This window comes from Aminobacter sp. SR38 (genome assembly GCF_014843375.1).
GTDB classification, from domain to species: domain Bacteria; phylum Pseudomonadota; class Alphaproteobacteria; order Rhizobiales; family Rhizobiaceae; genus Aminobacter; species Aminobacter ciceronei.
Genome location: NZ_CP062113.1, coordinates 404,726 through 419,463, shown reverse-complemented (window position 1 = coordinate 419,463; position 14,738 = coordinate 404,726). Strand labels below are relative to the sequence as shown.

The 14,738-nt window shown below is 63.7% G+C and carries 3 protein-coding genes; all 3 read right to left on the bottom strand.

Annotation, left to right across the window (positions count from 1 at the left end; translation table 11 throughout):
* Positions 1-37 precede the first annotated feature (37 nt).
* Positions 38-409 (bottom strand): hypothetical protein, encoded by a 372-nt coding sequence (locus IG197_RS29750; protein ID WP_067968175.1) that lies wholly within the window; start codon positions 407-409, stop codon positions 38-40.
* A gap of 78 nt (positions 410-487) precedes the next feature.
* Positions 488-874, bottom strand: coding sequence for a hypothetical protein (locus IG197_RS29745; protein ID WP_192320177.1), 387 nt, complete (start codon positions 872-874; stop codon positions 488-490).
* Positions 875-910: 36 nt separating this feature from the next.
* Positions 911-14,530, bottom strand: a complete 13,620-nt coding sequence (locus IG197_RS29740) for a type I secretion C-terminal target domain-containing protein (RefSeq protein ID WP_192320175.1) — start codon at positions 14,528-14,530, stop codon at positions 911-913.
* Positions 14,531-14,738 lie beyond the last annotated feature (208 nt).

The window sequence follows — 14,738 nt, the reverse complement described above, 5'->3', positions numbered from 1 at the left end:
GCGACCGCTACGAAGGGCGGGCCCGGTCGCCGCTCAACTAGTTCATGTACTCCACCATGCGGCTGTGGAAACACTCGCATTTGTTGAGGTAATCCTCGTCGCGATAATTGGTCTTGAGGTAACCATAGGCCTTGCCGCAGGCGACCTTGGCTTCCGACGCCCAGACGAACACCGGGCGCGAGGAATCGAGCCACTGCGAGCTGTTTGCGGCAGCCACAGCCTCGTCCATCATGCGCACCACCTCGGTCTTCACCTCGCCGATGTTTTCGTTCAGCGCTAGGTCCGACGTCGTCGCCAGGCGGCAGTAGCTTGCCGTCGGCACGTCGATGAGGTCCGCCGCCGCCACCTGCCCGGCAAAGGCGAGTACGCACAGGCCGCCAATGGCCGACCGCTTCAGTCCGTCAAGCATCGATAGTCCCTCTCTTTACTGGGAGTAGTTCTCGCCAGCGTCCCACTGTCAAAACGGCAATCCAACCCTAAGCTGCTGTCACGCATCAGTATGCACCTTGGCGCCATCGTCGAACAATGGCACCAAGGCAACTGCCGAAGTAAAAAAGCCGCCCGGAAGGTCGATCAGGTCGCCGACCACGCTGACCGCATCCAGTCGCTGCCCTTCGACAGCGACCATCTCCGGAGCCAGTGTCGTTTCGAATATGCCTGGCAGCATGTCCGAGATGTCGACGACGTCACCAATAACTGCATCGGCCAGTATCTCGCCGAGCGCCATAGGTTCGACCGCAGGCGTGGCCAGCAGCGCAAGCAAGACTCCGGCATCAAGCAGAACTTCTTCCTGCGCAGCCCCCACGTCTTGAAGGGGTGTCGGCAAGATCGCACCGACGCCCTTGTCATTGTTGTCGGCCATCGCCTTTGTCATCGGGACATCGACCAAATCATTCGCACCTGATCACGCTTATACGTTATCCGTGTGCTTGGTGCCCGAATTATCTTCGAACAGTATCTTCACCGTGTCGGTTGTTGCGCTGTTGTAGGTCAAGTTCTGCAGCTCGGCGACGGCCTGATAGGAATTGCCACCACCATCGACGTCGACGCTGACGGTCGAAGTATTGACTCCGGTTTGCTCGATCTTGACATACCCCCCCGCTTCCAGATCGGTGCCGGCGGCAAGCCCTTTCAACAGCTCGCTCAGATCGATTTGATCGCCCTGGGCAATCGTGAAGTCTGAGATGATGTCATTGATCGATCCACCGATCGCATCCGCGCTGACGACAAAGGTGTCGGCCCCTGCTCCGCCGGTCATGGTGTCTTGACCACTGCCGCCGTTCAGAATGTCGTTGCCGTTCTCGCCGAACAGAAAATCATCGCCACCAAGCCCCATCAAGACATTCGACGAACTATTGCCGGCGAGATAGTCACCTGCGGAGCCGCCGGTGAGGTTTTCTATACCGATCAAGTCATCACCGAATGCAGCACCGCCAACTTCACCATTAGCAGGGGTCAAACTGGCGGTATCGGTCGCCGCATTGCCGCTGTCGTCCAGATTAATGCGAACTGGTGTGGCGCTGTCAGAATAGGAGGCGGTATCGCTACCAGTTCCTCCATTCAGAACGTCGTTGCCGGTACCGCCGATCAGCACGTCATTGCCCGCGCCGCCGTTGAGAGTGTCGTTGCCCGCGCCGCCGGAGACCTGATCGTTGGAACTGCCGGTTGTGATATTGTCGTCGCCGCTGGTACCGGCCATGACTGTCACCGTAAACGCATCCGACGCTTTGTCGCCGTCTGCGTCTGTGCCAGTGAGCTGGAAGTTCAGGAGTTGGTCGGCAGGGTTGATGGTCGTGGTGTATGAAAGCGCCACGCCCGTAATTTTCATGTTGCTGTCAACCGGATCGATCGTGACATAGTCGACGGTCTTTGACGCGTTAAAGCCGTCGACAACAAGTTGCATGCTGCCTCCAGGGCCCGCCGTTACCTCTTCGTTGAACGTCTGCGTTGTGCCATCTGTGTATCGTACGGTGATCGAAACGTCGTCGCCAGCCGCTATACCGGCTGACGCGACCGAGAACGTCATGGTGCTCAGCGTACTCGTCTCATAGCCTGCCTGCTGCAGCAGATCGAATTTCAGGACGTCGCCGTTCTTGTGCACGACATTGTCGCCGACGCCAAGGTCGGTTGACGAAATCGTTAGCGTATCCGCGTTGCCGTTATTGGTGCCGGTTATGACAATACTAAAGGCGCCGCCGAACGTGCTGGCCGGAATAGTATAGCTCGGCAGACCGCTGCCTCCCGAAATCCCGCTCAACAGGTTGCCGCTCGGCACGGAGACTGAGGGCGCTGCATCGACCAGATTGAAGTCGTACGTACCATCAGCTTTGATTGTGATTTCAAAGTAGGTTTTCGTGACGCCATCTTCCACGAACTGCGCCTGATAGGTCGCCGTTGTGCCAGGCTTGAGGGCGAATGTGTAGCCATCTGGGACGTTGGTCCATGTTAGCGCTGGCGCGGCGAAGGACTGTGGGAACGGAGCATTGTCAGCGCCGACATCGAAATCGTAATTGCCCGATGTGACGCCGGTCACCCTGTAAACTGCCAGGTCCTGCGCAATTAACTCCGGAATATCGTTCTCGATGGTCACGCTCGCCCCGGCATTGATGACGATCGCATCGCCATCGCTGTCGGTTGCCGTGAACACATTGGCAAGGCTCAGGCTCGTCGTCTCGGCGTCGCCGCCGCCGACATCCAGCGCACCATGGTCGACATTGTCCTTCAGCGTGAAGGTGAAGTCGCTGCCGTTCGGCGCAATGGTGAACACCACGCCGCCGGCATTCGGGCCATCGGCCACAACGCCGTTGATGACGCCGCTGTTGGCGTCATAGACGAAGTTGATGGCATGGCCATCCTGGGTCAGGCCGCTCGGGCCCGACACCGCAGCGTTCAGCGCGATCGCCACCGGCGCATCGGCGCCTGCCGTCACCAGGGCGGCGATCTGGGCCGCGGTGATCGACGCCGTCACCGTCTGGCCGCCTTCGCTGTTGCCAACGGCACCTGCCGTGTTCAGCGCATCTTCATGCACCGTGCCGAGGTTGACCGTCGCGGCATTGTTGACCGGAATGTCGTTCTCGATGGTCACGCTCGCCCCGGCATTGATGACGATCGCATCGCCATCGCTGTCGGTTGCCGTGAACACATTGGCAAGGCTCAGGCTCGTCGTCTCGGCGTCGCCGCCGCCGACATCCAGCGCACCATGGTCGACATTGTCCTTCAGCGTGAAGGTGAAGTCGCTGCCGTTCGGCGCAATGGTGAACACCACGCCGCCGGCATTCGGGCCGTCGGCCACAACGCCGTTGATGACGCCGCTGTTGGCGTCATAGACGAAGTTGATGGCATGGCCATCCTGGGTCAGGCCGCTCGGGCCCGACACCGCAGCGTTCAGCGCGATCGCCACCGGCGCATCGGCGCCTGCCGTCACCAGGGCGGCGATCTGGGCCGCGGTGATCGACGCCGTCACCGTCTGGCCGCCTTCGCTGTTGCCAACGGCACCTGCCGTGTTCAGCGCATCTTCATGCACCGTGCCGAGGTTGACCGTCGCGGCATTGTTGACCGGAATGTCGTTCTCGATGGTCACGCTCGCCCCGGCATTGATGACGATCGCATCGCCATCGCTGTCGGTTGCCGTGAACACATTGGCAAGGCTCAGGCTCGTCGTCTCGGCGTCGCCGCCGCCGACATCCAGCGCACCATGGTCGACATTGTCCTTCAGCGTGAAGGTGAAGTCGCTGCCGTTCGGCGCAATGGTGAACACCACGCCGCCGGCATTCGGGCCGTCGGCCACAACGCCGTTGATGACGCCGCTGTTGGCGTCATAGACGAAGTTGATGGCATGGCCATCCTGGGTCAGGCCGCTCGGGCCCGACACCGCAGCGTTCAGCGCGATCGCCACCGGCGCATCGGCGCCTGCCGTCACCAGGGCGGCGATCTGGGCCGCGGTGATCGACGCCGTCACCGTCTGGCCGCCTTCGCTGTTGCCAACGGCACCTGCCGTGTTCAGCGCATCTTCATGCACCGTGCCGAGGTTGACCGTCGCGGCATTGTTGACCGGAATGTCGTTCTCGATGGTCACGCTCGCCCCGGCATTGATGACGATCGCATCGCCATCGCTGTCGGTTGCCGTGAACACATTGGCAAGGCTCAGGCTCGTCGTCTCGGCGTCGCCGCCACCGACATCCAGCGCACCATGGTCGACATTGTCCTTCAGCGTGAAGGTGAAGTCGCTGCCGTTCGGCGCAATGGTGAACACCACGCCGCCGGCATTCGGGCCGTCGGCCACAACGCCGTTGATGACGCCGCTGTTGGCGTCATAGACGAAGTTGATGGCATGGCCATCCTGGGTCAGGCCGCTCGGGCCCGACACCGCAGCGTTCAGCGCGATCGCCACCGGCGCATCGGCGCCTGCCGTCACCAGGGCGGCGATCTGGGCCGCGGTGATCGACGCCGTCACCGTCTGGCCGCCTTCGCTGTTGCCAACGGCACCTGCCGTGTTCAGCGCATCTTCATGCACCGTGCCGAGGTTGACCGTCGCGGCATTGTTGACCGGAATGTCGTTCTCGATGGTCACGCTCGCCCCGGCATTGATGACGATCGCATCGCCATCGCTGTCGGTTGCCGTGAACACATTGGCAAGGCTCAGGCTCGTCGTCTCGGCGTCGCCGCCACCGACATCCAGCGCACCATGGTCGACATTGTCCTTCAGCGTGAAGGTGAAGTCGCTGCCGTTCGGCGCAATGGTGAACACCACGCCGCCGGCATTCGGGCCGTCGGCCACAACGCCGTTGATGACGCCGCTGTTGGCGTCATAGACGAAGTTGATGGCATGGCCATCCTGGGTCAGGCCGCTCGGGCCCGACACCGCAGCGTTCAGCGCGATCGCCACCGGCGCATCGGCGCCTGCCGTCACCAGGGCGGCGATCTGGGCCGCGGTGATCGACGCCGTCACCGTCTGGCCGCCTTCGCTGTTGCCAACGGCACCTGCCGTGTTCAGCGCATCTTCATGCACCGTGCCGAGGTTGACCGTCGCGGCATTGTTGACCGGAATGTCGTTCTCGATGGTCACGCTCGCCCCGGCATTGATGACGATCGCATCGCCATCGCTGTCGGTTGCCGTGAACACATTGGCAAGGCTCAGGCTCGTCGTCTCGGCGTCGCCGCCGCCGACATCCAGCGCACCATGGTCGACATTGTCCTTCAGCGTGAAGGTGAAGTCGCTGCCGTTCGGCGCAATGGTGAACACCACGCCGCCGGCATTCGGGCCGTCGGCCACAACGCCGTTGATGACGCCGCTGTTGGCGTCATAGACGAAGTTGATGGCATGGCCATCCTGGGTCAGGCCGCTCGGGCCCGACACCGCAGCGTTCAGCGCGATCGCCACCGGCGCATCGGCGCCTGCCGTCACCAGGGCGGCGATCTGGGCCGCGGTGATCGACGCCGTCACCGTCTGGCCGCCTTCGCTGTTGCCAACGGCACCTGCCGTGTTCAGCGCATCTTCATGCACCGTGCCGAGGTTGACCGTCGCGGCATTGTTGACCGGAATGTCGTTCTCGATGGTCACGCTCGCCCCGGCATTGATGACGATCGCATCGCCATCGCTGTCGGTTGCCGTGAACACATTGGCAAGGCTCAGGCTCGTCGTCTCGGCGTCGCCGCCGCCGACATCCAGCGCACCATGGTCGACATTGTCCTTCAGCGTGAAGGTGAAGTCGCTGCCGTTCGGCGCAATGGTGAACACCACGCCGCCGGCATTCGGGCCGTCGGCCACAACGCCGTTGATGACGCCGCTGTTGGCGTCATAGACGAAGTTGATGGCATGGCCATCCTGGGTCAGGCCGCTCGGGCCCGACACCGCAGCGTTCAGCGCGATCGCCACCGGCGCATCGGCGCCTGCCGTCACCAGGGCGGCGATCTGGGCCGCGGTGATCGACGCCGTCACCGTCTGGCCGCCTTCGCTGTTGCCAACGGCACCTGCCGTGTTCAGCGCATCTTCATGCACCGTGCCGAGGTTGACCGTCGCGGCATTGTTGACCGGAATGTCGTTCTCGATGGTCACGCTCGCCCCGGCATTGATGACGATCGCATCGCCATCGCTGTCGGTTGCCGTGAACACATTGGCAAGGCTCAGGCTCGTCGTCTCGGCGTCGCCGCCACCGACATCCAGCGCACCATGGTCGACATTGTCCTTCAGCGTGAAGGTGAAGTCGCTGCCGTTCGGCGCAATGGTGAACACCACGCCGCCGGCATTCGGGCCGTCGGCCACAACGCCGTTGATGACGCCGCTGTTGGCGTCATAGACGAAGTTGATGGCATGGCCATCCTGGGTCAGGCCGCTCGGGCCCGACACCGCAGCGTTCAGCGCGATCGCCACCGGCGCATCGGCGCCTGCCGTCACCAGGGCGGCGATCTGGGCCGCGGTGATCGACGCCGTCACCGTCTGGCCGCCTTCGCTGTTGCCAACGGCACCTGCCGTGTTCAGCGCATCTTCATGCACCGTGCCGAGGTTGACCGTCGCGGCATTGTTGACCGGAATGTCGTTCTCGATGGTCACGCTCGCCCCGGCATTGATGACGATCGCATCGCCATCGCTGTCGGTTGCCGTGAACACATTGGCAAGGCTCAGGCTCGTCGTCTCGGCGTCGCCGCCACCGACATCCAGCGCACCATGGTCGACATTGTCCTTCAGCGTGAAGGTGAAGTCGCTGCCGTTCGGCGCAATGGTGAACACCACGCCGCCGGCATTCGGGCCGTCGGCCACAACGCCGTTGATGACGCCGCTGTTGGCGTCATAGACGAAGTTGATGGCATGGCCATCCTGGGTCAGGCCGCTCGGGCCCGACACCGCAGCGTTCAGCGCGATCGCCACCGGCGCATCGGCGCCTGCCGTCACCAGGGCGGCGATCTGGGCCGCGGTGATCGACGCCGTCACCGTCTGGCCGCCTTCGCTGTTGCCAACGGCACCTGCCGTGTTCAGCGCATCTTCATGCACCGTGCCGAGGTTGACCGTCGCGGCATTGTTGACCGGAATGTCGTTCTCGATGGTCACGCTCGCCCCGGCATTGATGACGATCGCATCGCCATCGCTGTCGGTTGCCGTGAACACATTGGCAAGGCTCAGGCTCGTCGTCTCGGCGTCGCCGCCGCCGACATCCAGCGCACCATGGTCGACATTGTCCTTCAGCGTGAAGGTGAAGTCGCTGCCGTTCGGCGCAATGGTGAACACCACGCCGCCGGCATTCGGGCCGTCGGCCACAACGCCGTTGATGACGCCGCTGTTGGCGTCATAGACGAAGTTGATGGCATGGCCATCCTGGGTCAGGCCGCTCGGGCCCGACACCGCAGCGTTCAGCGCGATCGCCACCGGCGCATCGGCGCCTGCCGTCACCAGGGCGGCGATCTGGGCCGCGGTGATCGACGCCGTCACCGTCTGGCCGCCTTCGCTGTTGCCAACGGCACCTGCCGTGTTCAGCGCATCTTCATGCACCGTGCCGAGGTTGACCGTCGCGGCATTGTTGACCGGAATGTCGTTCTCGATGGTCACGCTCGCCCCGGCATTGATGACGATCGCATCGCCATCGCTGTCGGTTGCCGTGAACACATTGGCAAGGCTCAGGCTCGTCGTCTCGGCGTCGCCGCCACCGACATCCAGCGCACCATGGTCGACATTGTCCTTCAGCGTGAAGGTGAAGTCGCTGCCGTTCGGCGCAATGGTGAACACCACGCCGCCGGCATTCGGGCCGTCGGCCACAACGCCGTTGATGACGCCGCTGTTGGCGTCATAGACGAAGTTGATGGCATGGCCATCCTGGGTCAGGCCGCTCGGGCCCGACACCGCAGCGTTCAGCGCGATCGCCACCGGCGCATCGGCGCCTGCCGTCACCAGGGCGGCGATCTGGGCCGCGGTGATCGACGCCGTCACCGTCTGGCCGCCTTCGCTGTTGCCAACGGCACCTGCCGTGTTCAGCGCATCTTCATGCACCGTGCCGAGGTTGACCGTCGCGGCATTGTTGACCGGAATGTCGTTCTCGATGGTCACGCTCGCCCCGGCATTGATGACGATCGCATCGCCATCGCTGTCGGTTGCCGTGAACACATTGGCAAGGCTCAGGCTCGTCGTCTCGGCGTCGCCGCCACCGACATCCAGCGCACCATGGTCGACATTGTCCTTCAGCGTGAAGGTGAAGTCGCTGCCGTTCGGCGCAATGGTGAACACCACGCCGCCGGCATTCGGGCCGTCGGCCACAACGCCGTTGATGACGCCGCTGTTGGCGTCATAGACGAAGTTGATGGCATGGCCATCCTGGGTCAGGCCGCTCGGGCCCGACACCGCAGCGTTCAGCGCGATCGCCACCGGCGCATCGGCGCCTGCCGTCACCAGGGCGGCGATCTGGGCCGCGGTGATCGACGCCGTCACCGTCTGGCCGCCTTCGCTGTTGCCAACGGCACCTGCCGTGTTCAGCGCATCTTCATGCACCGTGCCGAGGTTGACCGTCGCGGCATTGTTGACCGGAATGTCGTTCTCGATGGTCACGCTCGCCCCGGCATTGATGACGATCGCATCGCCATCGCTGTCGGTTGCCGTGAACACATTGGCAAGGCTCAGGCTCGTCGTCTCGGCGTCGCCGCCACCGACATCCAGCGCACCATGGTCGACATTGTCCTTCAGCGTGAAGGTGAAGTCGCTGCCGTTCGGCGCAATGGTGAACACCACGCCGCCGGCATTCGGGCCGTCGGCCACAACGCCGTTGATGACGCCGCTGTTGGCGTCATAGACGAAGTTGATGGCATGGCCATCCTGGGTCAGGCCGCTCGGGCCCGACACCGCAGCGTTCAGCGCGATCGCCACCGGCGCATCGGCGCCTGCCGTCACCAGGGCGGCGATCTGGGCCGCGGTGATCGACGCCGTCACCGTCTGGCCGCCTTCGCTGTTGCCAACGGCACCTGCCGTGTTCAGCGCATCTTCATGCACCGTGCCGAGGTTGACCGTCGCGGCATTGTTGACCGGAATGTCGTTCTCGATGGTCACGCTCGCCCCGGCATTGATGACGATCGCATCGCCATCGCTGTCGGTTGCCGTGAACACATTGGCAAGGCTCAGGCTCGTCGTCTCGGCGTCGCCGCCGCCGACATCCAGCGCACCATGGTCGACATTGTCCTTCAGCGTGAAGGTGAAGTCGCTGCCGTTCGGCGCAATGGTGAACACCACGCCGCCGGCATTCGGGCCGTCGGCCACAACGCCGTTGATGACGCCGCTGTTGGCGTCATAGACGAAGTTGATGGCATGGCCATCCTGGGTCAGGCCGCTCGGGCCCGACACCGCAGCGTTCAGCGCGATCGCCACCGGCGCATCGGCGCCTGCCGTCACCAGGGCGGCGATCTGGGCCGCGGTGATCGACGCCGTCACCGTCTGGCCGCCTTCGCTGTTGCCAACGGCACCTGCCGTGTTCAGCGCATCTTCATGCACCGTGCCGAGGTTGACCGTCGCGGCATTGTTGACCGGAATGTCGTTCTCGATGGTCACGCTCGCCCCGGCATTGATGACGATCGCATCGCCATCGCTGTCGGTTGCCGTGAACACATTGGCAAGGCTCAGGCTCGTCGTCTCGGCGTCGCCGCCGCCGACATCCAGCGCACCATGGTCGACATTGTCCTTCAGCGTGAAGGTGAAGTCGCTGCCGTTCGGCGCAATGGTGAACACCACGCCGCCGGCATTCGGGCCGTCGGCCACAACGCCGTTGATGACGCCGCTGTTGGCGTCATAGACGAAGTTGATGGCATGGCCATCCTGGGTCAGGCCGCTCGGGCCCGACACCGCAGCGTTCAGCGCGATCGCCACCGGCGCATCGGCGCCTGCCGTCACCAGGGCGGCGATCTGGGCCGCGGTGATCGACGCCGTCACCGTCTGGCCGCCTTCGCTGTTGCCAACGGCACCTGCCGTGTTCAGCGCATCTTCATGCACCGTGCCGAGGTTGACCGTCGCGGCATTGTTGACCGGAATGTCGTTCTCGATGGTCACGCTCGCCCCGGCATTGATGACGATCGCATCGCCATCGCTGTCGGTTGCCGTGAACACATTGGCAAGGCTCAGGCTCGTCGTCTCGGCGTCGCCGCCACCGACATCCAGCGCACCATGGTCGACATTGTCCTTCAGCGTGAAGGTGAAGTCGCTGCCGTTCGGCGCAATGGTGAACACCACGCCGCCGGCATTCGGGCCGTCGGCCACAACGCCGTTGATGACGCCGCTGTTGGCGTCATAGACGAAGTTGATGGCATGGCCATCCTGGGTCAGGCCGCTCGGGCCCGACACCGCAGCGTTCAGCGCGATCGCCACCGGCGCATCGGCGCCTGCCGTCACCAGGGCGGCGATCTGGGCCGCGGTGATCGACGCCGTCACCGTCTGGCCGCCTTCGCTGTTGCCAACGGCACCTGCCGTGTTCAGCGCATCTTCATGCACCGTGCCGAGGTTGACCGTCGCGGCATTGTTGACCGGAATGTCGTTCTCGATGGTCACGCTCGCCCCGGCATTGATGACGATCGCATCGCCATCGCTGTCGGTTGCCGTGAACACATTGGCAAGGCTCAGGCTCGTCGTCTCGGCGTCGCCGCCGCCGACATCCAGCGCACCATGGTCGACATTGTCCTTCAGCGTGAAGGTGAAGTCGCTGCCGTTCGGCGCAATGGTGAACACCACGCCGCCGGCATTCGGGCCGTCGGCCACAACGCCGTTGATGACGCCGCTGTTGGCGTCATAGACGAAGTTGATGGCATGGCCATCCTGGGTCAGGCCGCTCGGGCCCGACACCGCAGCGTTCAGCGCGATCGCCACCGGCGCATCGGCGCCTGCCGTCACCAGGGCGGCGATCTGGGCCGCGGTGATCGACGCCGTCACCGTCTGGCCGCCTTCGCTGTTGCCAACGGCACCTGCCGTGTTCAGCGCATCTTCATGCACCGTGCCGAGGTTGACCGTCGCGGCATTGTTGACCGGAATGTCGTTCTCGATGGTCACGCTCGCCCCGGCATTGATGACGATCGCATCGCCATCGCTGTCGGTTGCCGTGAACACATTGGCAAGGCTCAGGCTCGTCGTCTCGGCGTCGCCGCCACCGACATCCAGCGCACCATGGTCGACATTGTCCTTCAGCGTGAAGGTGAAGTCGCTGCCGTTCGGCGCAATGGTGAACACCACGCCGCCGGCATTCGGGCCGTCGGCCACAACGCCGTTGATGACGCCGCTGTTGGCGTCATAGACGAAGTTGATGGCATGGCCATCCTGGGTCAGGCCGCTCGGGCCCGACACCGCAGCGTTCAGCGCGATCGCCACCGGCGCATCGGCGCCTGCCGTCACCAGGGCGGCGATCTGGGCCGCGGTGATCGACGCCGTCACCGTCTGGCCGCCTTCGCTGTTGCCAACGGCACCTGCCGTGTTCAGCGCATCTTCATGCACCGTGCCGAGGTTGACCGTCGCGGCATTGTTGACCGGAATGTCGTTCTCGATGGTCACGCTCGCCCCGGCATTGATGACGATCGCATCGCCATCGCTGTCGGTTGCCGTGAACACATTGGCAAGGCTCAGGCTCGTCGTCTCGGCGTCGCCGCCACCGACATCCAGCGCACCATGGTCGACATTGTCCTTCAGCGTGAAGGTGAAGTCGCTGCCGTTCGGCGCAATGGTGAACACCACGCCGCCGGCATTCGGGCCGTCGGCCACAACGCCGTTGATGACGCCGCTGTTGGCGTCATAGACGAAGTTGATGGCATGGCCATCCTGGGTCAGGCCGCTCGGGCCCGACACCGCAGCGTTCAGCGCGATCGCCACCGGCGCATCGGCGCCTGCCGTCACCAGGGCGGCGATCTGGGCCGCGGTGATCGACGCCGTCACCGTCTGGCCGCCTTCGCTGTTGCCAACGGCACCTGCCGTGTTCAGCGCATCTTCATGCACCGTGCCGAGGTTGACCGTCGCGGCATTGTTGACCGGAATGTCGTTCTCGATGGTCACGCTCGCCCCGGCATTGATGACGATCGCATCGCCATCGCTGTCGGTTGCCGTGAACACATTGGCAAGGCTCAGGCTCGTCGTCTCGGCGTCGCCGCCACCGACATCCAGCGCACCATGGTCGACATTGTCCTTCAGCGTGAAGGTGAAGTCGCTGCCGTTCGGCGCAATGGTGAACACCACGCCGCCGGCATTCGGGCCGTCGGCCACAACGCCGTTGATGACGCCGCTGTTGGCGTCATAGACGAAGTTGATGGCATGGCCATCCTGGGTCAGGCCGCTCGGGCCCGACACCGCAGCGTTCAGCGCGATCGCCACCGGCGCATCGGCGCCTGCCGTCACCAGGGCGGCGATCTGGGCCGCGGTGATCGACGCCGTCACCGTCTGGCCGCCTTCGCTGTTGCCAACGGCACCTGCCGTGTTCAGCGCATCTTCATGCACCGTGCCGAGGTTGACCGTCGCGGCATTGTTGACCGGAATGTCGTTCTCGATGGTCACGCTCGCCCCGGCATTGATGACGATCGCATCGCCATCGCTGTCGGTTGCCGTGAACACATTGGCAAGGCTCAGGCTCGTCGTCTCGGCGTCGCCGCCGCCGACATCCAGCGCACCATGGTCGACATTGTCCTTCAGCGTGAAGGTGAAGTCGCTGCCGTTCGGCGCAATGGTGAACACCACGCCGCCGGCATTCGGGCCGTCGGCCACAACGCCGTTGATGACGCCGCTGTTGGCGTCATAGACGAAGTTGATGGCATGGCCATCCTGGGTCAGGCCGCTCGGGCCCGACACCGCAGCGTTCAGCGCGATCGCCACCGGCGCATCGGCGCCTGCCGTCACCAGGGCGGCGATCTGGGCCGCGGTGATCGACGCCGTCACCGTCTGGCCGCCTTCGCTGTTGCCAACGGCACCTGCCGTGTTCAGCGCATCTTCATGCACCGTGCCGAGGTTGACCGTCGCGGCATTGTTGACCGGAATGTCGTTCTCGATGGTCACGCTCGCCCCGGCATTGATGACGATCGCATCGCCATCGCTGTCGGTTGCCGTGAACACATTGGCAAGGCTCAGGCTCGTCGTCTCGGCGTCGCCGCCGCCGACATCCAGCGCACCATGGTCGACATTGTCCTTCAGCGTGAAGGTGAAGTCGCTGCCGTTCGGCGCAATGGTGAACACCACGCCGCCGGCATTCGGGCCGTCGGCCACAACGCCGTTGATGACGCCGCTGTTGGCGTCATAGACGAAGTTGATGGCATGGCCATCCTGGGTCAGGCCGCTCGGGCCCGACACCGCAGCGTTCAGCGCGATCGCCACCGGCGCATCGGCGCCTGCCGTCACCAGGGCGGCGATCTGGGCCGCGGTGATCGACGCCGTCACCGTCTGGCCGCCTTCGCTGTTGCCAACGGCACCTGCCGTGTTCAGCGCATCTTCATGCACCGTGCCGAGGTTGACCGTCGCGGCATTGTTGACGGGACTATCATCCTCGATGGTCACCGACATATTGGCCGTTGCCGTGCCACCTTTCCCGTCGCTGACGGTGACAGGGATGACCAGCGTCAGCTCATCCTCGCTGCCGCTTATGGGATGGTTGATCGGTCCGGAGAGGACGACAGAATAGCTATCGCCCGTTGCGGTGATGGTTATGATTGGTAAGCCATTGGCCATACCAACCAACTGACTGGTGCCCTGTCCAATCCATTCGATTTTGTCATTGCCGGAGTACAAGTCTGCCATGCCTGCAGGCAACGAGGGCACGCCAAACGTATATGACAACGGATCGCCATCCGCATCAGTCGCCGAGAACGGGCCAGTCGCAATAGCCTGATCGGTCGTGTCGCTACTTCCCGAGTCATCCTTGATGCCATTCTGAAGTCCTTCTTCGGACACTCTTACCGCGAAATCGAGCATCTCCGGCGCACGATTGCGCCGCCCGCCCGGGAAAAGTTCGCGATACTCGTATTGCGGGAACTGCAATGCGGTTGGTGGCAGCAGAGCCGATAGGTCGAAGCCGTTGCCGATGCCGCCCACCGGAGTCTCGAAATTTCCGCCGGAGCTGTTGGCGGAGCCTGGTCCGACCGAAATCGATCCGTCAGGGCCAAAGGCGACGTCCACGCCGCCGGCTTCAAGCGCGGCGATCAGGGCGACGCGCGGAAGCTCGACATCGCCGAGCATGAAGGTCGGCACGTTCGAGGCGGCGTCCTTGACGACGATCTCGGTACCGTCGGCCTGCTCGAGGATCAGGTTCTTGCCGTCGACCTTGATATTGTCGACGGAGACGTTGGCAGGGAGGTGAACGACATTGGAGGCGTCGGCGGCATATTCACCGGAGACTGCCTCCGGCACGGGCGGCGTCGTACTGGGCTGAGCAGCCTGGATTGGCTGGCCCGAGCCTGCATCGACCGGAACAGGGTCGGCTTTTGCAGCCGGATCGGTCGCCTGCGCGAGGATCTGCGCCTCCGACAATGGTGCCGCCTGTTCAAGCAGCGCGTCGCTGCCGGTTGCAGCTGCTGCCGAAAGATTTCCCTGGTCAACGGAGGTTGCCATAACCCATCCCCTAATTTCTTGCTGGCAACAGCAGAGCAGCGAGATTTGAGTGATTGCAACGGGGGCGTGCGCAAAGCTGCATATCCCCATATGCAAGCGAGCAGGAAAACTTAATGGGTGGTTAATTTGGAGAGGTGAGATGCACCTGAAGCATCTTGTCGAACAGACTTTAGGGTCGTCGCGCGAGTATCGTGCAAGGTGTCATGTG